We start from the raw sequence: 19,837 nt of genomic DNA on the forward strand, positions 1-19,837 counted from the left end.
GCGCCGACCCCTGCGCGGCCGCCGGACCGGTTACCTGCTGCGCCGACCCCGCGCCCAGCCCGGCCGCCAGCGCCGAACCTTGCGCGGCCGCCGAGCCCGCCGCCTGCTGCCCGGCCGTCTCCGGCGTGTCCTGCGCCGCCGAACCGGCCGCCTGCTGGGCCTGCCCGGTCGCCTGGTGCACCGACCCCGCACCCTGCTCGGCCGAGGGCGACGGCTGTCCGCCAGGCGCCGCGGGCTGCTGGACACCCTCGGCCGCGTCCTGGGCCGTGCCGAGGCCCTGCACCGGCGAGCCCTCCGCCGGCTGCTGCTGCACCGGGCCGCGCTGGCCGGCGCGGGGGCGCTGGGCCGCGGCCTGGCGGCGCCCGCGGGTCACGCCCTGCTGGAAGCTGCTCAATCGGCCGCGGACGTCGGCCGGGTCGCGGACCGGGAGGTCCGGGCGGGGGGCCGGCTTCGGGGTCGCCGCCGGGGACGGTGGCGTGGCGCTTCCCGGGAGCAGCTGCTCGCCGCGGCGGCGGCGCGGGAGGCCCGCGTCCGTGAACGCCGTCGGCTCGGCCTTCGTGCGCTCCTGGACCGTGCGGAAGTTCTCGTCGCTCGCGAAGTCCCAGCTGCGGCGCTCCTCCGGCGGGACCTCCTGCGCCGCGGCCGCCGGTTCTTCCTCCGAACCGGCCGGCTTGTCCTCGCGGAACCACGCCGACAGCATCTCGTCGAAGATCGGCGTCGTCTCGGACCGGTCCGGGGCCGGGGCCGGCGGGGGCGGCTCCGAGCCCGCCGTCGCCTCCTGCCACCAGTCGCTGAGCGTCGTCTCGTTGGCCGTGAACAGGTCCTTGCCCGCCGGCAGGTCGTCGCTCCGGGGCGGCTGCTGCGGCAGCGGCAGCACCGCGGGCACCGGCGGGAGGGCCGGGCGCTGCGGCGGGACGTCGCCGTCCTTCTCGATCGGGGCGAACAGGGCCGTCCCGGAGATCTCCAGGTCCGACGGCGGCCGCCCGCCGGACAGCCCGGCGAGGTCGCTCGCCGACGGCCACCGCTCCTCGCCCATCGCCGGCTGCTGCGGCACCACCGGCCGCGGGCGGTTCGCGCCGTTGACCGGGCGGCGCGGCAGCTGGTTGCCCGCCGCCGGGCTCGCCGGGTGCTGCTGCAGGGCGCCGATCGGGCCGGTCACCGGGCCGTCGGTCACCGGCATCACCAGCTCCGCCGGGACCACGACGGTGGCGCGGACGCCGACGATGTCCTTGCCGCCGTGCAACGACACCCCGATCCGGTGGCGGCTCGCCAGCCTGCCGACGACGAACAGGCCCATCCGCCTCGACGTCACCAGGTCGACCGAGCCGGCCTCGGTCAGCCGGGTGTTGGCCTCGATGACCTCGCACTCGTTCATCCCGATGCCCTTGTCCAGGATGTCGATGTGGAGCGAGCCGTCCTCGCCCAGCCGCGACGCCACGGTGACCGTGGTCTCCGGCGCGGAGAACGCCGCGGCGTTGTCCAGCAGCTCGGCGACCAGGCGCATCAGGTCGCTCGCCGCGTAGCCGACGATCCGGGCCGGGGGCGGCGGCTGCACCTGGACGCGCTGGTACTGCTCGATCTCCGACACCGCCGCGCGCAGCATGTCGGTGGTGCCGACCGGCTTCCCGGACCGGCGGCCCGGCTCGGCGCCGGACAGCACCATCAGGTTCTCGTTGTTGCGCCGCATCCGGGTGGCGAGGTGGTCGAGCTGGAACAGCGTCGCCAGCTGGTCGGCGTCCTCCTCGTCCCGCTCGAGCTGCTCGATCAGCTGCAGCTGCCGCTGCACCAGGCTCTGGCTGCGCCGCGACAGGTTGACGAACACGCTGCCGTAGCCGGTGCGCATCGCGGCCTGCTCGGTCGCCAGCCGCAGCGCCTGGTGGTGCACCTTGTCGAACGCCCGAGCCACCTCGCCGACCTCGTCGTCGGTGTGCACCGGGACCGGCCGGACGTCGGTGCCCTGCGCGCGGCCCTCCTGGATGTTGCGGACCGCTTCCGGCAGGGCGGTCTCGGCGACGTCGAGGGCGCTGCGGCGCAGCACCTTCAGCGAGCGCAGCAGCTGCCGGGTGATGAGGAAGACGACCGCGACGGCCAGCACCATCGCGGCGAACAGCAGCACCGCGAGCAGCCCGGCGCCGCTGCTGGCCTGGTCGACCAGGTCCGCCGCGGTCTGCGACGCCGACGCGCCGAGCCGGTCGGAGATCGAGCCGATCTGCGTGCGCATCGCCGCGGAGGCGGTGGTCCAGTCCGCGGCCGGCAGCGCGCGGAACGCGTCGTCGACCTGGCCGCTCTGCGCGTTCAGCACGGTTTCGACCATGCGGGCCCGGTTCTGCGCCTGGGTGCCCTCGGCGATCGCCGCGAAGTCGCGCTGCAGCGTGTCGCCCGCCGCGGAGCGGAAGTCGACGAGCCGGTCGGCGAGCCGCAGCTCGGCGGCGCGCAGGGTGGCCAGCTCGCTCGGCGTCAGCCCGGCCCGGCCGATGCCGTAGGAGACGAGGGCCTGGCTGAGCGACACCTGCTCGCCGGCGACCAGCAGTTCGTGCAGCCCGGCGGGCAGGCCGCCGAGGGTGCCGTCGCCGGCGCCCGCGGTGGCCGCGGTGTCGAGGCTGATCAACGACCCGGTGAGCGCGGAGTACGCCGTGATGGCCTGGCCGGGGTCGAGCTGGCCGGCGTCGACCTGGCGGCGCAGGAAGGCGAGGTTGCCGACCTGGGCGGAAGCGGTGCCCGCGGCCCCGGAGACACCGGGCTCGGCTTCGGACGCGCGGGCCTGCTCCGCGGTGAACGGGCCGGTCGCGGCGTCGGTCGCCTTGCGCGCGGCGGCCAGCTCGGGGGTGCCGCCGACGGTGCCCTCGGTCAGCATCGCCGCGGTGACCGTGCGCTCCTGCTGGAGGGCGGCGGTCAGGCTGCGCACCCCGCCGCCGAGCGCGACGAGCCGGTCGAGCCGCTGGTACTCGTCCGAGCGGCCGACCTGCGCGGCGATCGTCGCGACGCCCAGGACGAGCGCGAGGACGATGGGCACGACCGTGACGGCCGAAAGCTTGACGGGCAGGCTCCAGTCGCGCCACTGCACCAGCGCGCGCCACACGGCCTTCCCCTTGGACCGCCGGGGCGCTCGGCCGAGCAGTTCCCCGACGGGCACCTGACCTTCTCCTGCAACGGTCACGTGAGTGACTCCCTGTCCGGCGTCATGGATCCGCGTCGGCGGCGCGGCGTCCCGGATCGCGACGGGTTCCCGGACGGCTGTGCCGTCCCCACCCTGCCGCTTCCCCGGCGCCCTCGCTCGTCCCCGGCCGCCCCGCTGTCCGCGCGCCCGTCGCCGGGCAGGCACCGCAGCGTCCCGTGCCCGGGACTATGCACGTGCATGTCGCAAGTTGCGTTGTGCACGGGGATCGAGATCAACTTTATCGGTGCCAATCGATCGCTGCGGTCAGCTGGGCCAAAGAATCGTACCCCCGGAGTCCTGCCGGTCAATTGTGTTCCCCACTCGGGCGCTGACCTGCGAAAAGTGCTTTCGCGACCGACCACCGGCGTGGACATTCCGCTCCCCCGATCCCCGAAGAGGGAATTCCGGTTACCGGACTGCGGGCCCCTCGCATCCGGCCGTCACCCGATTAGCCCAGACAGGGTAGCAGCATCCCTCGGTCGATCTACACTGCGTACCACCAACGGGTGGGTCAAGTCTCAAGATGTGCCCGATGTTGTGGCGTTGCGCGTTCCCCGGCCTCGACCTGGTGATTTCTTTCGAAACCCTACGCTGACCAGTGGATCTTCGCCGCCCCTCCACTGCTCCGAAACACCCGCGAGCAGGATCAAGCCCGCGATCTGGCTACTTTCGGTGATCGGCCCAGCGAGACGACCAGCGCCATTCCCCCGTTTGCCGCAGTCCGCTTGGCTCTCGACAACGTCGCGTCACAATTCTTTTCGGCATTACGGGCGTTCTCCGCAGTGCGTTCTCGCCGGTCACCCATTCGACGCGATCGACGGGAAACCGAATACCGCCGTCCGGACCGACCGGACGGTCCGGGCGCCTTCACCTACCGCCGGATGGCGTAGTTACGATGTGCCCTCGCAGTCCGCAAGGGCGGCCCGGCGCCCTGCTCGCAGGCGCCCGGGGCCCGCCGCCACGGAGGCACCTGCCGGAGGCACCCATGTACGACGTAGCGCGGCCCACGCCGGGCAACGCCCTCGAGGAGACGAGCCGGATCCCGGTCCTGCCCGCCGGGCCCGACCCCGCCGGGGGCCTGCCCCGCCGGTCCGCCGCCCCCTCGGGCCCCGACTACACCGCGATCCAGGCCAGCCCGGAGTTCGTCTCGCTGCGCCGCCGGTTCCGCTGGTTCGTCTTCCCGCTGAGCTTCGCCTTCTTCGCCTGGTACATGACGTACGTACTGCTGGCCGCGTACGCGCACGACTTCATGAGCCGCAAGGTCTTCGGCCAGGTCAACGTGGCCATCCTGCTCGGCCTCGGCCAGTTCGTCAGCACCGCGCTGATCACCTGGCTCTACCTGCGCTACGCGCGCCGACGGCTCGACCCGCGAGTCGCCGAACTCCGGGCCCACGCGGGCCTGGCGGAAGGGAAGCGCCGATGACCGCGCTCGCGGCGGGCGGCCTGACCGCCAGCGACCCTGTCGTCAACACGGTGGTGTTCGCCCTCTTCGTGGCGATCACGCTGTACGTCGTCTACCGGGCCGGCAGCCGGAACTCCTCGACGTCGGACTACTACGCCGCGGGCAGCGCCTTCACCGGCCGCCAGAACGGCATCGCGCTCTCCGGCGACTTCCTCTCGGCGGCGTCGTTCCTCGGCATCGCGGGCGCGATCGCCGTCCACGGCTACGACGGCTTCCTCTACTCCATCGGCTTCCTGGTCGCCTGGCTGGTCGACCTGCTGCTGATCGCCGAACTGCTGCGCAACACCGGCCGGTTCACGATGGGCGACGTCATCAGCTTCCGGATGAACCAGCGCCCGGTCCGGGCCGCGGCGGCGACGTCGACGCTGGTGATCTCGCTGTTCTACATGCTGGCGCAGATGGCGGGCGCCGGCGGCCTGGTCGCCCTGCTGCTCGACATCCACACCCGGCTCGGGCAGGCGCTGGTGATCGGCGTGGTCGGCCTGGTCATGGTCGTCTACGTGCTGGTCGGCGGTATGAAGGGCACCACCTGGGTGCAGATCATCAAGGCCGGCGTGCTGATGCTCGCCGTGGTGCTGATGGCGGTGTTCCTGTTCGGCAAGTACGGCTTCAGCTTCTCGAACCTGCTGTCCGCGGCGACCGAGAAGAGCCCGCTGGGCGAGCACCTGCTCGAACCGGGCGGGTCCTACGGCAAGGACGACACCACCAAGCTCGACTTCGTGTCGCTCGCGCTGGCCCTGGTGCTCGGCCTGTCTTCGCTCCCCCACCTCCTGATGCGCTTCTACACCGTGCCGAACTCCCTGGAGGCGCGCCGCTCGGTCGTCTGGGCGACGGTGTGCATGCTCATCTTCTACGTCTGCACGCTGGTGATCGGCTTCGGCGCGGCCGCACTGGTCGGCTCGGACGAGATCAAGAGCGCCCCGGGCGGGGAGAACTCGGCGGCGCCGCTGCTTGCGCTGCACATCGGCGGGACGCTGCTGCTGGGCGTGATCGCCGCGGTGGCGTTCGCGACGATCCTGGCGGTGGTGGCCGGGCTGACGATCACCGCGTCGGCGTCGTTCGCCCACGACGTCTACGCGAACATCTTCAAGCGGGGCAAGGCCGAACCGGCCGACGAGGTCCGGGTGGCCCGGATGACCGCGATCGCGGTCGGCGCGCTGGCCATCGTCGGCGGGGTGCTGGCGAACGGGCAGAACGTCGCGTTCCTGGTGGCGCTGGCGTTCGCGGTGGCGGCGTCGGCCAACCTGTCGACGCTGCTGTATTCGTTGTTCTGGAAGAGGTTCAACACCGCCGGCACGCTGTGGGGCATGTACGGCGGCCTGATCGCGTGCCTGCTGCTGGTGCTGTTCTCGCCGGTCGTCTCGGGTGCCCCGGACTCGATCTTCAAGAGCATCGACTTCGCCTGGTTCCCGCTGAAGAACCCGGGCCTGGTGTCCATCCCGTTCTCGTTCCTCTGCGGCTTCGTCGGGACGCTGGTGGGCCGGCCGAAGGCGGACGCGGAGAAGCAGGCGGAGATGGAAGTCCGGTCGATGACCGGCATCGGCAGCTGATCCCCCGGGACGGCCTGCGTCAGGCGCGCAGGCCGTCCAGGATCACGTTCAGCACGCGCTTGCCGTCCTCCGGGCTGCAGTTGCGCACCGCCATCCCGGCGCCGTGGCCGAGCCGCAGCACGTCCGCGCCGACGACGTCCGGGCGCACCAGCCCGGCCTCCTGCGCGGCTTCGACGAGCACTCCGGTCGCTTCGCGAAGCCGCTTCTGGCAGTACTGGAAGGTCTCCGAGCCGGAGTCGATGGACTCCTTGAGGATCGTCGCCAGCTTGTGCCGCTCGACGACCCAGGTCACCTGGGCGAGCAGCCACGCCTCCAGGGCCTCCCACGGCGGCAGTTCGTCGTGCAGGACGAACGCGCGGTCGGCGAGCACCGTGATCTCCTCGCGGTAGACCGCTTCGAACAGCTTCTCCCGGGTCGGGAAGTGCCGGTAGAGGGTGCCCGCGCCGACGCCGGCCTTCTTGGCGACGTCGTCCAGCGGCACGTCGGCGCCGTGGGTGGTGAAGAGGTCCTTGGCCGTCGCGACGATGCGCTCGTAGTTGCGTCGCGCGTCCGCCCGCATCGGACGCTCACCCGCCTCGGGCATCCCGGCCTCCTCGCCACTCAACCGGAGAGATTCTCCGAATTCACTTGCGCATCCGGAGACACTCTCCATATTATCGGATCACACCAAGTGGAGAAACTCTCCGCTTCTTCTCTTACTCCTTGGGGGAGTATTCCTTGTCGCACCAAACGCTCGACCGCGCGCCCACGCCGGCGCCGCCCCGGCACCGCGGGCTGGTCCTCGCGATCATCCTGACCTGCCAGCTCATGCTCGTCCTCGATGCGACGGTGATCAACGTCGCGCTCCCGCGCATCCAGGCCGACCTCGGCTTCACCCCCACCGGCCTGTCCTGGGTGATGACGGCCTACAGCCTGGTCTTCGGCGGCCTGCTGCTGCTCGGCGGCCGGGCCGGCGACCTGTTCGGACGGCGGCGGATGTTCGTCGCGGGCACCGCCGTGTTCACGGTGGCCTCGCTGGCCGGCGGCCTCGCCGACTCGGCCGCGCTGCTCATCGCCGCCCGCGCGTTGCAGGGCGTCGGCGCCGCCATGGCGGGTCCGAGCACCCTGGCGTTGATCACGACGACGTTCACCGAAGCCAAGGCCCGCGTCCGCGCGCTGGCGCTGTTCTCGGCGATGTCGAGCGGCGGCTTCGCGATCGGCCTGATCGTCGGCGGCCTGCTGACGGAGTGGATCTCGTGGCGCGCGGCGCTGTTCATCAACGTCCCGTTCGGGCTGGCGATCGCCCTGCTCGCTCCGCGGTTCGTGGCCGAGCCCGAACGCCGCCGCGCCCACCTGGACCTGCCCGGCGCGGTCACCGGCACCCTCGGCGTCGGCGCGCTGGTGTTCGCCTTCACCCACGCCGCGTCCGACGGCTGGGGCAACGCGGTGACGCTCGGCTCGCTCGCCGGCGGCCTGGTCCTGCTCGCCGGGTTCGTCGCCATCGAAGCCCGCACCGCCACACCGCTGGTCCCGCTGCGGCTGTTCGCCGACCGCAACCGCAGCGCGGCCTACGTGAACTTCTTCCTCGGCCCGATGGCGATGATGTCGATGTTCTTCTTCCTGACGCAGTTCATGCAGGACATCCGGCACTACGCCGCGCTGGCCACCGGGTTCGCGTTCCTGCCGATGGCGGCGCTGATCTTCACGATGAGCCGGCTCGTGCCGCGGCTGCTCCCCCGCTACGGGCCGAAGCCGCTGACGATCACCGGGTCGCTGCTGATCGTCGCCGGCGTCGGCTGGCTCGCGCTGCTCACCACCGGGAGCGCGTACTTCCCGGCGTTGCTGGGCCCGCTGCTGCTGGTGGGGCTCGGCGTCGGGCTGGCGTTCGCGCCGCTGAACGTGATCGTGATGGCCACCGTGCCGGCCGAGGACGCGGGCGCCGCGGGCGGCGTGCTGCAGACGATGCAGCAGGTCGGCAGCACGCTCGGGCTGGGCATCCTGATCACGGTGTTCGGCTCGGTCACCCGCTCGGCGGGCACGACCGGAGCTCAGCTCACGGTCGACGGCATGACGGCGGCGTTCGCGACGGCCGCCCTGGTCGCGGCCGGCTCGGTGCTGGTGGCGCTGACGTTCCGCCGGGTTACAGCTTCTGCCCGGCCTTGACCTTGTGCGTCACCCGGCGCTCGACGAGGAACGAGACGAACGGGACGCAGCCGGCCAGCAGCACGAGCACGGTGCCCTTGATCGACCAGCGGGCCTTGATCGCCAGGTCGATGGTGAGCACCAGGTAGATCATGTAGAGGACGCCGTGGATCGGCGAGTAGACCGCGGACGGCGTCGGGTTGTCGAAGCCGTAGCGCAGCACCATGACGAAGCAGAGGCCGAGCAGGCCCACACCGGTGACGTAGGCGGCGGTGCGGAACCGGACCAGGGGGCCGGCGAGCGGCACGGCGGTCCGGGCGCCTTCGGTGCTGGTGGTCATCGGGGTCGTCCTCACTCTGCGGTCTGCTCGTCGCGAGCGTGCAGCTCGCGAAGGTAACGGTTGTACGCAGCCAGTTCCTCGTCCTCGTCCGTGACCTGGGTGTCCGGACGGGGACGCGGAGCGGGCACCTCGGGTTTCACCGCGGCCTTCGGCGTCTCGTCCGCGGTGCCGTCGGCTTCGGCCTTCAGCCGGAGCCGGCGGATCCGCCAGAACATGAAGGCGGGGAAGAGCCCGAACAGCGGCCACTGCAGGACGTAGCCGAGGTTCTGGAAGGTGCCGTTGGCCGACGTGAAGCGGTCCCACTGCCACCAGGCGAGCCCACAGCAGACGAGCAGGCTCACCAGGCAGGCCGCGACGATCGCGATCCGGCGTCCCCAGGGGGAGGCGGTCTCGGAGGCTGGCACGCTTCGACGCTAGCACTGGCCCGCTGAGAGACGTCGCGCGGTCGCGGACGAGGTGGCCGGGCTCTCAGCCCTGCTTGCGCGCCGCCTGGGCAGCCTTCGCGTACCCATCGGCCAGGCCGAACACCTTCTGCGCGTACTCCGTCGAATTGTTGTACGACAGGATCCCCGCCCACCACCCGCTCGGAGCGGCCATGTCCCGGCCGCCCGCGCACAGGTACCGCGCCGCGGCCAGGGCGGCGTCGTCGATCTGCTGGGGGTCGCCGAGGCCGTCACCGTTGCCGTCCGAGGCCCACTTGCGCCACGTTCCCGGGATGAACTGCATCGGGCCCACCGCCCGGTCGACCCCGGCGTCGCCGTCGTAGCGGCCGCCGTCCGTGTCGCCGATGGCCTGGACCCCCGCCGAGCCGTCGAGCGGGACGCCGATGATCGGCTTGGACGGGCGGCCGTCCGCGCCGAGGACCGCGCCCGCGTACTGGCCGTGGTTGGACTCGATGCGGCCGATGCCCGCGAGCGTGGCCCACGAGATCTTGCAGCCCGGCTGGTCCGCGCGCATCGCCAGCTCGGCGTTGCCGTACGCCTGCAGGGCGCGCGCCGGGACACCGGTGGCCGCCGCGACCTGGGCGGCCCACTGGGAAAGCGTGGCCGGGCCCGACTCGCGTGGGTGGGCCTGCTGGGGCGACGTCTGCTGCTCGGCACCGCCCGCCACCGCACCACCGGCCGGGGCGACCGAGCCCGGACGGACGTCGGCCGCCTTGACCTGCAACGCGGGGATTTCGGTGGTGGTCGGGCTCGCCTCGGGCGTCGAGGCGCGGGTCACCAGCCAGATCCCGCCGCCGGCCACGGCCAGCACGGCGAGGACCACGAGCAGCCGGGTGAGCACGGCCACGCCCGGAGAGCGCGGGGCCGGTGGGGCGGGAACGGCTTCCTCGGCGTCGGCGCCGATCGGGTCGTCCTCGGTCTTTCCGGTCCTGGTGCGCACGAAACTCCGGTCCTCCAGCGTGATGTCGACGAACTGTCAACGAGCCCGCGCAGGTTAGCGTTACGCGGGCCGTCGCCATCGTCTCACCACGCCGGGTCACCCGGCCGAGTGGAAACCGTCTCGTCAGGCGGATTTCTGCTGCCGCGCGAGGCGCGCGACGCACCAGGCCGGGGCGCTGCCGCGGCGCAGGTGCTGCAAGACGGTCATCGGCCCGAGCCGGCGGCTCAGGTCGGACGGCGCGAGACCGGCCGCCCGGTAGTCGAGGGCCCGCTGGTCGAGCGGGCTGATGCCGGCGTCCCACCACTCCTCGGCCTCGGCGACGCCGCCGACCATCTGCCACCAGCCCGCGGCGGCGGTGAGGAGTTCTTCGGGCACCTCCGGCAGCCGGCTGCGCATCGCGGCGAGGTAGCCGGGGTCGGCCGACTCCACCGGGACGAACCGCGACTGCCCGGTCCGGGCGCGCTGGCCGGGGATGCCCGGGGCCTGCGCGGGTGCGTCGGCCAGCCACGCGGAAGCGATGCGGTCGACCTCCTGCTCCTCGGGAGTCCTCTCGCGCTCGGCGGCCCACTGCCGGATCAACGCGTCCACTCCGGGATCTCCGGTCATCCCTGCCTCCTTGTAGGTCCCCGACGGACAGGCCCTGACACCTGTCCCACGCGGTGGTGCCGCACGCACCAACCTGCACCTTGCTGAGTGGAAACTGCCTGCGTACCGGGGTTCTCCGGGGGGATGGCGAACCACCCGATCACGCAATGTGAGCACCGTAGGGCCGGGGTGGTCGTCTTCGCCAGACCCCGGGTGGTACGAATTCGACGACCTGCGCGTTTTCGGCCGCAATCCACCCGGATGGTCGAGTGTTCGAGTCCGAAATCCGAGATTGGTGACACTGGGTGATTTACCGTCCGTTAACACGCACGGTAATCACCGGTACCGCCCTGGCGGCGCCGGTACCGGGGAGTAGCAGGTCAGGAGAAGAGGGCCCGGAAGAACGTGACGATCGCTTCGGCGCCGTCCTTGAGCCAGCCGAGCACGCGGTGCACGAAGTCGGCGGACTGGGTGGGCTGGGTGATCAGGAGGAAGAGCACGAGCGCGACCACGCCCACGATGAGGATCTTCTTGACGCCGCCCGACATGCGCTTCCTCCCCGGCTCGCCGTCCCCGTCCTGGGAGTGGCCACCCCAATACTGTAGGGAAGGCGTGCGTGGAAGACACCTCGATCACCCCAGGAGCGGCCATGTCCCCGAATGTGCTGGTGCGGCGGGACGGGCCGGTGACGACGATCACCATCGACCGCCCGGCGGCGCGCAACGCCGTCGACGGGCCCACGGCGGCGGAGCTGGCCGACGCCTTCCGCGCGTTCGACGCCGACCCGGACGCGGCCGTCGCGGTGCTGACCGGAGCCGGCGGCGCGTTCTGCGCGGGGGCCGATCTCAAGGCGATCGGCACCGACCGGATGAACCGCACTCACCCGGACGGGGACGGCCCGATGGGACCGACCCGGATGACCCTCGGCAAGCCGGTCATCGCGGCGGTGCACGGGCCGGCCGTCGCGGGCGGGCTCGAGCTGGCGCTGTGGTGCGACCTGCGGGTCGCGGACGCGACGGCGGTGTTCGGCGTGTTCTGCCGCCGCTGGGGCGTCCCGCTGATCGACGGCGGGACGGTCCGGCTGCCGCGCCTGATCGGCCAGTCCCGCGCGATGGACCTGATCCTGACGGGCCGGCCGGTCGACGCTTCGGAAGCCTTCGAGATCGGCCTGGCCAACCGGCTGGTCCCCGCGGGCGAGGCCGTTTCCGCGGCGCAGGAGCTGGCCCGGCAGCTCGCGGCGTTCCCCCAGGCCTGCCTGCGCGGCGACCGCCGTTCGGCACTGGCCCAGTGGGGCGAGTCCGAACAGGACGCGCTGACAGCGGAGTTCGCCGCGGCCATGGGCCCGGGCATCCTGGCGACGGAGGCAGTCGAGGGCGCCGCCCGCTTCGCCGGCGGCGAAGGCCGCCACGGCACCTTCACGTGACCAAAGGGTCGACTCGCGTGATTGAGGAGTCAACTCATGGAGTTGCCCCCTGGGGCCGGACACCTTGATTCCAGACAGTGGTCTGGAGGGAGGATGTCCCGATGTCCCGCAGGTCGAAGTACCCGGAGCAGTTCCGTCGCGACGCGATCGAGCTGGTCAACTCGAGTGACCGGCCATTACGGCAGATCGCCCGGGAGCTGGGGGTCAACCACGAGACCCTGCGCTCGTGGGTGAACACCGCCAAGCAGGCCAGCGAAGCCGGACCGGTGGAGGACCCGGCGGTGACCGATGAGGTGACGCGGTTGCGCAAGCAGGTCGCTGAGCTGCAGAAAGAGAAGGAGATCCTGCGGAAAGCGGCCGCCTATTTTGCGCGCGAGATGGATCGATGATCTACCGCTACCGGTTCATCTCCGAACACCGCACCGCGTTCGGTGTGAAGCGGTTGTGCCAGGTCCTGGGCTTGCGCCGGCAGGGCTTCCACGAATGGGTCGCCGCCGAGACGGCCCGGGCAGCACGGGCGGAAGCCGAGGGTGAGCTGGTCCGGCTGATCACCGAAATCCACGCCGAACACCGGGGTGCCTACGGCGTCCCCCGGATCACCGCCCAGCTGCACCGCCGCGGGATCGTGGTGAACCACAAGCGGGTCGAGCGGCTGATGCGCGAACATGGGCTGGCCGGGATCACCCGCCGCAAACGCCGAGCGTTGACCCGGCCCGCGGCCGGCCCGGTCACCCCGGTCGGTGATCTGATCCGCCGCGACTTCACCGCCACCGCCCCCGGGCAACGCATGGTCGGGGACATCACCTGCCTGCCCACCTTCGAAGGCTGGCTCTACCTGGCCACCGTCATCGACCTGCACACCCGCGAAATCATCGGCCACGCCATGGCCGACCACATGCGCACCGACCTCGTCTGCGACGCGATCGACCTCGCCACCGCCCGCGGCCTCATCCAGCCCGACGCGGTATTTCATTCCGACCGCGGCGTCCAATACACCTCCGGCCAGTTCCGCGCCGCCCTTGCCGAACACCGGATCCGCCCGTCGGTGGGGCGCGTCGGGTCCTGCTACGACAACGCCGTCGCCGAAGCCTTCTTCGCCACGCTCAAGACCGAGATCGGCACGTCGATCTGGCGGACCCGCGCCCAGGCCCGCCAGGACGTGTTCACCTGGCTGCGCTACTACAACCACCACCGGCTGCACTCCACCAACGGCCACAACACCCCAGCCGAAACCCGAACCAACTATCGTCAGGCCCCGGCTGCCTGAAAACCCCGTGTCCGCCTCACCGGGGCAACTCCACACGCGTGATTCGAGGGTCGACACGCGTGATTGAAGGGTCGACACGGCCGGGCCCGCGGGTTTCGCCGTGTCGACCTCCGGATCACGCGTGTCGACTCCCGAATCACGCGTGTCGACTCCCGAATCACGCGTGTCGACCCTTGGATCACGCGTGTCGACCCTTGGATCACGGGTGTTGACCTCTCGGTCACGGGTGGTGCCTCTAGCGAGCTATCTTGCGCGAAGCCGTGCCGGTTCCGGTCAAGCGGCCGATAAGGTCTCCGGATGGATGACGACGGGGCCGGGGTCGAGCTGCGGCCGGTGGCCGAAAGCGACCTCGGGCTGCTGGAACAGCTGACCAACGATCCCGTCGCCGCCGGGGAGCACCAGTGGTTCGGCTGGCACGATCCCGGCTACCTGCGCCGCCGGTGGCTGGAGACCGGGATGCTCACCGCCGAGACCGGGATGCTCGTGCCGACGCTCGGCGGCCGCGTCCTCGGGCTCGTCTCCTGGCACCGGACCCGCACCGGGCCGACGTCCTACTGCTGGAACATGGGTCTCGTCCTGGCGCCGGAGGCACGCGGCCACGGCTACGGCACCGAGGCCCAGCGCCTGCTCGTCGACTACCTCTTCGCGCACACCCAGCTCAACCGGGTCGAAGCGACGACCGAGACCGGCAACCGCGCCGAACAGCGCTCGCTCGAGAAAGCCGGCTTCACCCGCGAAGGCGTGCTTCGCGGCTACGGCTTCCGGGACGGCGAGTGGCGCGACCACGTCGTCTACGCGGTCGTACGCTCCGACCTGGCGAAGAGCTAGGCGATCACCCCCGCCGCGCGCAGGGCGTCGAGGTCGGTGACGCCCAGTTCGGCGAGCACGGCTTCGGTGTCGGATCCCTTGGCGCGCGGGGCTTCCGGCGTCGACGGCGGGGTCCGGTCGAACCGCGGCGCCGGCGCCGGCTGGACCATGCCGCCGATCTCGACGAACGTGCCGCGCGCCGCGTTGTGCGGGTGCGACGCCGCTTCCGACGGCGACAGCACCGGTGTCAGGCACGCGTCGGTGCCGGACGCGCGCGCCACGAGCTCGTCGCGCGTGTGCTTGGCGATCGCGCCCGCCACGATCTCGCGCAGCCGCGGCCACTGCGTCTTGTCGATGTGCAGCGGCAGCTCCGCCGGGTCCAGCTCCAGGACCTTGACCAGCTCGCCCCAGAACCGCATCTCGATCGCGCCGACGGCGACGTACTTGCCGTCCGCGGTCTCGTACGTGTCGTAGAACGGCGCGCCGCCGTCGAGCATGTTCTCGCCACGCTCCTCCGACCAGAGCCCGGCCGCCTTGATGCCGTGCAGGCTGGTGGTGAGCAGCGCCGCACCGTCGACCATCGACGCGTCGACGACCTGGCCGCGGCCGGACGTGTTCCGCTCGTACAGCGCGGCCAGGACGCCCATCGCGAGCAGCAGCCCGCCGCCGCCGAAGTCGCCGACGAGGTTGAGCGGCGGCACCGGCCGCTCGCCCGCGCGCCCGATCGGCTCCAGCGCACCGGCGATGCCGATGTAGTTGATGTCGTGCCCGGCCGCCGTGGCCAGCGGCCCGTCCTGGCCCCAGCCGGTCATCCGGCCGTAGACCAGCCGCGGGTTCCGGGCGTGCACGACGTCGGGGCCGAGCCCGATCCGTTCGGCGACACCGGGGCGGAAGCCCTCGATGAGGACGTCGGCCGTGTCGCACAGCTTCAGCACCAGCTCGACGCCTTCGGGCGTCTTGGTGTTGATGCCGACCGACCGGCGGCCGCGGGCGAGCGGGTCGGTCTGGATGCCGAGCACGTCCTCCCCCGGCTGCGCGCGGTCGACGCGGACGACGTCGGCGCCGAGGTCGGCGAGGATCATCGTGGCGAAGGGCCCGGGCGCGAGACCCGCGAGCTCCACCACCTTCAGGCCGCCGAGCGGACCTGCCTTCATGAGCGGGACCCTTTCAGAGCGAGCGGGAGATGATTTCCTTCATGATTTCGCTGGTGCCACCGAAGATCCGGGAGATGCGGACGTCGGCCCAGGCACGCGCGATCGGGTACTCGGTCATGTAGCCGTAGCCGCCGAAGAGCTGCACGCAGTCGTCGATCACCTTGTTGACGCGCTCGGTGGTCCACAGCTTCGCCATCGCCGCGCCCTGGACGTCCAGTTCACCGCGCAGGTGGCGTTCGATGCACTGGTCGAGGAACGCGCGTGCCACCGCGGCCTCGGTCGCCGCCTCGGCGAGGGTGAACTTGGTGTTCTGGAAGGAGAAGATCGGCCGGCCGAACGCCGTGCGCTCCTTGGTGTACTCGAGCGTGAGGTCGACCGCCGCCTCCAGCCCGGCCACCGCGGTGACGGCGATGATCAGCCGCTCCTGCGGCAGCTGCAGCATCAGCTGGAAGAAACCCTGGCCCTCGGCGTCGCCGAGGAGGTTGGCGGCCGGCACGCGGACGTCGTCGAAGAACAGCTCGGCGGTGTCCTGGCCCTTGAGCCCCACCTTGTCGAGGACGCGGCCGCGGCGGAAGCCCGGCGTGTCCGTCTCGACCACGATCAGCGAGACGCCCTGCGCGCCCGCGTCCGGGTCGGTCTTCACCGCGACGACCACGAGGCCGGCGTGCAGGCCGTTGGTGATGAAGGTCTTGGCGCCGTTGATGACGTAGTGGTCGCCGTCGCGGACCGCGCGCGTCTTGATGCCCTGCAGGTCGGAGCCGGTGCCGGGCTCGGTCATCGCGATCGCGCCGACCATCTCGCCGCTGGCCAGCTTCGGCAGCCACTCGCGCTTCTTCTCTTCCGAGGCGTAGGCGAGCAGGTAGTGCGCGACGATTCCATTGTGGACGGTGACGCCCCACGCGCTGTCCCCGGCCCGCGCCTGCTCTTCGTAGAGGACGGCTTCGTGCGCGAAGGTGCCGCCGCCTCCGCCGTACTCCTCGGGGATGGACAGGCAGAGCAGGCCGACCTCGCCCGCCTTCGTCCACAGCTCGCGGTCGACCTTCTTCTCCGCCGCCCAGCGCTCCTGGTGCGGGACGGCTTCCTTCTGCAGGAAGGACCGCGCGAGTTCGCGGAGGTCATCGAGCTCGGTCGTGCTCCACGAGCTCTTCGGCAGTTGCAGTGGCACGGGACCCTCCTGCTGGAAAACATTCCGATCAGCATGTAAGTTCTGATCGGAATGTACATCCGTACCGGCCCGTAGGTAAAGGTGGGAGGCCGCGGTGACCGAGACGACGCACCGGACCCAGGCGCAGCGGCGCGAGCAGACCCGCACCGCGCTGCTCGACGCGACCATCGACTGCCTGGTCGAGGTCGGCTACGCGCGCACGTCGGTGCAGGAGATCTGCGCCCGCGCGGGCGTGTCGAAGGGCGCGGTGCAGCACCACTTCACCGCGAAGGCCGAGCTGATGGCGGCCGCGGTCGAGCACCTGACGACGAAGCTGCGCCGCCAGCTCGCGGCGTCGCTGGACGAGCTGCCCGGCGGCGGCAGCGGGGTCGCCGCGGCCATCGACCTGCTGTGGGCCGGCTACTCCGGCACGCTCTCGACCGCCGTCACCGAGCTCTGGGTCGCCGCCCGCACCGATCCCGAGCTGCGCGCGGCCATCCGCCCGGTCGACCGCGCGCTCGGCCGCGCCACGCTCGAGCACGTCACGCAGGTCGCCGGCGAACTCCCGCCGGAACGCGCGGAAATGCTGTTCTGGCTCACCGTGAACCTCACCCGCGGGCTGGCGCTGGACGCCGAGCTCGGCGGCGACCCGAACCGGCGCCGGCAGCTGCTGGACGAGTGGAAGCGCATCGCCGTCCTGCTCTACCAGGACGCCACCGCTGCGCCGAGCTGACCAGCGCGGCACCACCAGGGCGCTTTGCCCCTTATCCCGCAGGCGATTTCGTGGTCCAATCCCCTCCGAACGAGGGGAGTTCCGATGACCGCCGCCCCGTACCCGTACCCCTACGGACCGCCGTCCGCACAGCCGCCGGCCGATCCGGGTGCCGTCTTCCGGCTGTTCGCCGCGATCCTCGGCATCCTCGCCGCGGCGCTGGTGATCACCGGGTCGTTCCTGCCGCAGACGTCGTTCGAGCAGGTGGTGGACGGCAAGACCGAGAGCAGCCAGACGATCAGCGCCTGGTCGCGCTCGTTCGCCGTCGAACCCGGCGAGGAAGCGAAGAAGTTCTACGAGCAGACGCACGTCGCCCGGTACGGCATCCCGCTGACCGCCGCCTCGGTCGTGCTGCTGGCCGGGGCCGGGCTGGCGTTGGCCGGCGCGCGCCGCTCCGCGAAGCCCGGCGTGCGCTCGGCCGCCCGGACGGCCCTGGTGGCGGGCGCCGCCGGGGTGACCGCGGCGGTGTGGATGCTCGGCATGGACGTCTCGGCGACGTTGAGCTACGAGTCCGACGAAGGGACGGTCAAGTCCCACTACCTGACCGGGATCGGGTTCTGGCTGCTGATCGGCGGCGGGATCGTCGCCCTGCTGGCGCTGGTGTCCGCGGCACTGGCCGGGCGGCAGGCACCCGCCGCGGCCCCGGCCGGGCCGCCGCCGGGGCCGTACCAGCAGCCGTCGAGGCCGTACCCGGTGCCGCCGCAGCAGTTCGCGCAGCCGTACCAGGGATATCCGCCGTCGCAGCCGTTCCCCGCGCAGGCCCCGCCGCAGACCGGTCCGCAGCCACCGCCCTCGTACGGCACCCCGGCGTCTCCCTCGCAGCAGCCCGACGATCCCTACGGCGGCGTCACCCAGGCCCAGCCGCACCCGGACCGGCAGGAACCGACCGAGCCGAACTACCAGCTGCCGCCGCTGAACCCGCCCAATACGTGAATTTTATTCACATCACGCTGGACACCTGACGTACCGACGGTATGGTGTACTCGTCGGTAACCTCCGCGCGACGTCGCGCGGACTCCGCGGAACGGAGACGTCATGACCAGCACGACCCCCGCGAACGCGGTCGAAGACACCTCGCTGCCGCCGACGATCGGCGGCGTCGCCGGAGCGCCGAGCTCGGTGCGGGCGGCCCAGCTCGTCGCCCGCGTCCGGGGCGGCGCGGACTCGGCGCCGATCCGGATGCGGGCGCCTTTCACCGGGCTGCCGATCGCCACCCTGCCGCAGGCCACCGACGCCGACGTCCGCGCGGTGTTCGACAGTGCCCGGGCGGCCCAGCGGCCGTGGGCGGACCGCTCCCCCGCCGAGCGCGCCCGCGTCCTCACCCGGCTGCACGACCTGGTCCTCGCGCGGCAGGACGAGGCGCTCGACCTGGTCCAGGTCGAAGCCGGCAAGGCGCGGCTCGACGCGTTCGACGAGGTCAGCGCGACCGCGCTGGTGGCGGCCTACTACGGGAAGCACGCGGCGAAGATCCTCGCGCCCCGGCGCGTCGCCGGCGTCATTCCCGGCCTGACCCGCGCGGGCGAGGTCCGGCACCCCAAGGGCGTCGTCGGGATCATCTCGCCGTGGAACTACCCCCTGGCCCTGACCGCGATGGACGTCCTGCCGGCGCTGGCCGCGGGCAACGCCGTCGTGCAGAAGCCGGACAACCAGACCGCGCTTTCGGCGCTGTGGCTGCACGAGCTCGCCGAGGAGGCCGGGCTGCCCGCCGGGACCTGGCAGATCGTCCTCGGCCGGGGCTCGAAGATCGGCACCGCGCTGGTCGAGGAGTCGGACTACCTCTGCTTCACCGGGTCCACGCCGACCGGCAAGGAGCTGGCCGGGCAGGTGGCGAAGCGGCTGACGTCGTACTCGCTGGAGCTCGGCGGCAAGAACCCGATGGTCGTGCTGCCCGACGCCGACGTCGCGAAGGCCGCGACGGGCGCGGTGACGGCGTGCTTCTCCTCGGCCGGGCAGCTGTGCGTGTCGGTCGAGCGGATCTACGTCCACGAGGACATCCGCGACGAGTTCACCCGCGCGTTCGTCGCCCGGACCGCGGCGGTGCGGCTCGGCGGCGCGCTGGACTACCACGCCCAGATGGGCTCGCTGACGTCGGAAGACCAGCTCGCGGCGGTGTCGGCGCACGTCGAGGACGCCCGCGCGAAGGGCGCGTCGGTGCTCACCGGCGGCCGCGCGCGGCCCGACCTCGGCCCGCTGTTCTACGAGCCGACGGTGCTTTCGGACGTCACGCCGGACATGCTGCCGTTCGCGGAGGAGACGTTCGGGCCGGTGGTGTCGATCTACGGCTACACCGACGTCACGGACGCGATCGAGCGGGCCAACGACACGCCGTTCGGGCTCAACGCCAGCGTCTGGTCGCGCAACGGCCGCGCGGGCTGGGAGGTCGCGGCGCGGCTGAAGGCCGGGACGGTCAACGTGAACGAGGGCTACGCGGCGACGTTCGGCAGCGTCGGCGTCCCGATGGGCGGGATGAAGGACTCCGGCGTCGGCCGCCGCAACGGCGCCGAAGGCCTGCTGAAGTACACGGAGTCCCAGTCGATCGCGCTCCAGCGCGGCTTGGCCCTGCGCCCGCCGCGCGCTGTCCCGGGCTCGCTGTGGTCCCGAGGCATGACGTTCGGCCTCAAAGCCCTCCGCCGCCTCCCCCGCTGACGTGATTTAAGGGTCAGCACGCGTGA

At 71.9% G+C, this 19,837-nt stretch carries 19 protein-coding genes; 10 read left to right on the top strand and 9 right to left on the bottom strand.

What is annotated here, in order from left to right; translation table 11 throughout:
• On the bottom strand, nucleotides 1–3,133 hold a 3,133-nt coding region (locus tag ACWDN5_RS31980), incomplete at its 3' end, for a nitrate- and nitrite sensing domain-containing protein (protein WP_449678892.1).
• Between the two features lie 1,009 nt (nucleotides 3,134–4,142).
• On the opposite strand from ACWDN5_RS31980, the gene ACWDN5_RS31985 reads away from it, so the two are divergent.
• Both ACWDN5_RS31985 and ACWDN5_RS31990 read left to right on the top strand, forming a co-directional pair.
• Nucleotides 4,143–4,580 (top strand): DUF485 domain-containing protein, encoded by a 438-nt coding sequence (locus ACWDN5_RS31985; RefSeq protein WP_310974782.1) that lies wholly within the window; start codon nucleotides 4,143–4,145, stop codon nucleotides 4,578–4,580.
• Entirely contained in the window at nucleotides 4,577–6,169 is a 1,593-nt protein-coding gene (locus ACWDN5_RS31990) for a solute symporter family protein (RefSeq protein WP_310974781.1), read from the top strand. Before ACWDN5_RS31985 ends, ACWDN5_RS31990 begins: the two co-directional genes overlap by 4 nt.
• A gap of 19 nt (nucleotides 6,170–6,188) precedes the next feature.
• On the opposite strand, the gene ACWDN5_RS31995 is transcribed toward ACWDN5_RS31990, so the two are convergent.
• On the bottom strand, nucleotides 6,189–6,752 hold the full coding sequence (locus ACWDN5_RS31995; protein ID WP_310974780.1) for a TetR/AcrR family transcriptional regulator: 564 nt from the start codon (nucleotides 6,750–6,752) through the stop codon (nucleotides 6,189–6,191).
• A gap of 134 nt (nucleotides 6,753–6,886) precedes the next feature.
• Between ACWDN5_RS31995 and ACWDN5_RS32000 the strand changes: the two genes are divergently transcribed.
• A complete protein-coding gene (locus ACWDN5_RS32000) occupies nucleotides 6,887–8,311 on the top strand; it encodes an MFS transporter (protein ID WP_449678893.1) in 1,425 nt (474 codons plus the stop codon).
• Here ACWDN5_RS32000 and ACWDN5_RS32005 read toward each other — a convergent pair.
• From ACWDN5_RS32005 to ACWDN5_RS32025, 5 genes are all read right to left on the bottom strand, one after another.
• Nucleotides 8,289–8,630, bottom strand: a complete 342-nt coding sequence (locus ACWDN5_RS32005; protein ID WP_086857625.1) for a DUF3817 domain-containing protein — start codon at nucleotides 8,628–8,630, stop codon at nucleotides 8,289–8,291. The genes ACWDN5_RS32000 and ACWDN5_RS32005 overlap by 23 nt on opposite strands.
• Before the next feature lie 11 nt (nucleotides 8,631–8,641).
• Nucleotides 8,642–9,034, bottom strand: a complete 393-nt coding sequence (locus ACWDN5_RS32010; RefSeq protein WP_310974778.1) for a hypothetical protein — start codon at nucleotides 9,032–9,034, stop codon at nucleotides 8,642–8,644.
• A gap of 64 nt (nucleotides 9,035–9,098) precedes the next feature.
• Complete coding sequence (locus ACWDN5_RS32015; RefSeq protein ID WP_310974777.1) at nucleotides 9,099–10,013, bottom strand: lytic transglycosylase domain-containing protein; 915 nt, start codon at nucleotides 10,011–10,013, stop codon at nucleotides 9,099–9,101.
• 123 nt (nucleotides 10,014–10,136) lie between these two features.
• A complete protein-coding gene (locus ACWDN5_RS32020; protein ID WP_013224355.1) occupies nucleotides 10,137–10,619 on the bottom strand; it encodes a hypothetical protein in 483 nt (160 codons plus the stop codon).
• 359 nt (nucleotides 10,620–10,978) lie between these two features.
• Nucleotides 10,979–11,146: a hypothetical protein gene (locus ACWDN5_RS32025; RefSeq protein WP_014466828.1), complete on the bottom strand. Its 168-nt coding sequence runs from the start codon at nucleotides 11,144–11,146 to the stop codon at nucleotides 10,979–10,981.
• A gap of 101 nt (nucleotides 11,147–11,247) precedes the next feature.
• Between ACWDN5_RS32025 and ACWDN5_RS32030 the strand changes: the two genes are divergently transcribed.
• The 4 genes from ACWDN5_RS32030 to ACWDN5_RS32045 all read left to right on the top strand — a co-directional run bounded on the left by ACWDN5_RS32030 (nucleotide 11,248) and on the right by ACWDN5_RS32045 (nucleotide 14,116).
• Nucleotides 11,248–12,021 carry a crotonase/enoyl-CoA hydratase family protein gene (locus ACWDN5_RS32030; RefSeq protein ID WP_310974776.1) on the top strand — a complete coding sequence of 258 codons (774 nt, stop codon included), beginning with the start codon at nucleotides 11,248–11,250 and terminating at the stop codon, nucleotides 12,019–12,021.
• A 101-nt stretch (nucleotides 12,022–12,122) separates the two neighbouring features.
• The gene (locus tag ACWDN5_RS32035; RefSeq protein WP_449678894.1) at nucleotides 12,123–12,410 is read left to right on the top strand and encodes a transposase; all 288 of its coding nucleotides are present in this window, start codon (nucleotides 12,123–12,125) and stop codon (nucleotides 12,408–12,410) included.
• Nucleotides 12,407–13,288: an IS3 family transposase gene (locus ACWDN5_RS32040; RefSeq protein WP_449678895.1), complete on the top strand. Its 882-nt coding sequence runs from the start codon at nucleotides 12,407–12,409 to the stop codon at nucleotides 13,286–13,288. The genes ACWDN5_RS32035 and ACWDN5_RS32040 overlap by 4 nt, the downstream gene beginning before the upstream one ends.
• Nucleotides 13,289–13,585: 297 nt before the next feature.
• Entirely contained in the window at nucleotides 13,586–14,116 is a 531-nt protein-coding gene (locus ACWDN5_RS32045; protein WP_310974775.1) for a GNAT family N-acetyltransferase, read from the top strand.
• Here ACWDN5_RS32045 and ACWDN5_RS32050 read toward each other — a convergent pair.
• Both ACWDN5_RS32050 and ACWDN5_RS32055 read right to left on the bottom strand, forming a co-directional pair.
• Nucleotides 14,113–15,249, bottom strand: a complete 1,137-nt coding sequence (locus tag ACWDN5_RS32050) for a CaiB/BaiF CoA transferase family protein (RefSeq protein WP_310976308.1) — start codon at nucleotides 15,247–15,249, stop codon at nucleotides 14,113–14,115. The two genes, ACWDN5_RS32045 and ACWDN5_RS32050, sit on opposite strands and share 4 nt — an antisense overlap.
• 13 nt (nucleotides 15,250–15,262) lie before the next feature.
• Complete coding sequence (locus tag ACWDN5_RS32055; RefSeq protein WP_310976309.1) at nucleotides 15,263–16,414, bottom strand: acyl-CoA dehydrogenase family protein; 1,152 nt, start codon at nucleotides 16,412–16,414, stop codon at nucleotides 15,263–15,265.
• Between the two features lie 94 nt (nucleotides 16,415–16,508).
• Here ACWDN5_RS32055 and ACWDN5_RS32060 point away from each other — a divergent pair, with 94 nt between their 5' ends.
• The 3 genes from ACWDN5_RS32060 to ACWDN5_RS32070 all read left to right on the top strand — a co-directional run bounded on the left by ACWDN5_RS32060 (nucleotide 16,509) and on the right by ACWDN5_RS32070 (nucleotide 19,811).
• Nucleotides 16,509–17,126: a TetR/AcrR family transcriptional regulator gene (locus ACWDN5_RS32060; RefSeq protein WP_310976310.1), complete on the top strand. Its 618-nt coding sequence runs from the start codon at nucleotides 16,509–16,511 to the stop codon at nucleotides 17,124–17,126.
• Nucleotides 17,127–17,210: 84 nt separating this feature from the next.
• A complete protein-coding gene (locus tag ACWDN5_RS32065) occupies nucleotides 17,211–18,098 on the top strand; it encodes a hypothetical protein (protein WP_449678896.1) in 888 nt (295 codons plus the stop codon).
• 102 nt (nucleotides 18,099–18,200) lie between these two features.
• Nucleotides 18,201–19,811 (top strand): succinic semialdehyde dehydrogenase, encoded by a 1,611-nt coding sequence (locus tag ACWDN5_RS32070; RefSeq protein WP_310976312.1) that lies wholly within the window; start codon nucleotides 18,201–18,203, stop codon nucleotides 19,809–19,811.
• Nucleotides 19,812–19,837 lie beyond the last annotated feature (26 nt).

Source organism: Amycolatopsis sp. NPDC003731, assembly GCF_053586895.1.

Bases quoted from the DNA above. Each gene is read 5' to 3' on its own strand.
- ACWDN5_RS31995 (WP_310974780.1), bottom strand. From the start codon at position 6,752: ATGCCCGAGGCGGGTGAGCGTCCGATGCGGGCGGACGCGCGACGCAAC.
- ACWDN5_RS32020 (WP_013224355.1), bottom strand. From the start codon at position 10,619: ATGACCGGAGATCCCGGAGTGGACGCGTTGATCCGGCAGTGGGCCGCC.
- ACWDN5_RS32030 (WP_310974776.1), top strand. From the start codon at position 11,248: ATGTCCCCGAATGTGCTGGTGCGGCGGGACGGGCCGGTGACGACGATC.
- ACWDN5_RS31990 (WP_310974781.1), top strand. From the start codon at position 4,577: ATGACCGCGCTCGCGGCGGGCGGCCTGACCGCCAGCGACCCTGTCGTC.
- ACWDN5_RS32005 (WP_086857625.1), bottom strand. From the start codon at position 8,630: ATGACCACCAGCACCGAAGGCGCCCGGACCGCCGTGCCGCTCGCCGGC.
- ACWDN5_RS32050 (WP_310976308.1), bottom strand. From the start codon at position 15,249: ATGAAGGCAGGTCCGCTCGGCGGCCTGAAGGTGGTGGAGCTCGCGGGT.
- ACWDN5_RS32035 (WP_449678894.1), top strand. From the start codon at position 12,123: ATGTCCCGCAGGTCGAAGTACCCGGAGCAGTTCCGTCGCGACGCGATC.
- ACWDN5_RS31985 (WP_310974782.1), top strand. From the start codon at position 4,143: ATGTACGACGTAGCGCGGCCCACGCCGGGCAACGCCCTCGAGGAGACG.
- ACWDN5_RS32070 (WP_310976312.1), top strand. From the start codon at position 18,201: ATGACCAGCACGACCCCCGCGAACGCGGTCGAAGACACCTCGCTGCCG.
- ACWDN5_RS32025 (WP_014466828.1), bottom strand. From the start codon at position 11,146: ATGTCGGGCGGCGTCAAGAAGATCCTCATCGTGGGCGTGGTCGCGCTC.
- ACWDN5_RS32040 (WP_449678895.1), top strand. From the start codon at position 12,407: ATGATCTACCGCTACCGGTTCATCTCCGAACACCGCACCGCGTTCGGT.
- ACWDN5_RS32065 (WP_449678896.1), top strand. From the start codon at position 17,211: ATGACCGCCGCCCCGTACCCGTACCCCTACGGACCGCCGTCCGCACAG.
- ACWDN5_RS32045 (WP_310974775.1), top strand. From the start codon at position 13,586: ATGGATGACGACGGGGCCGGGGTCGAGCTGCGGCCGGTGGCCGAAAGC.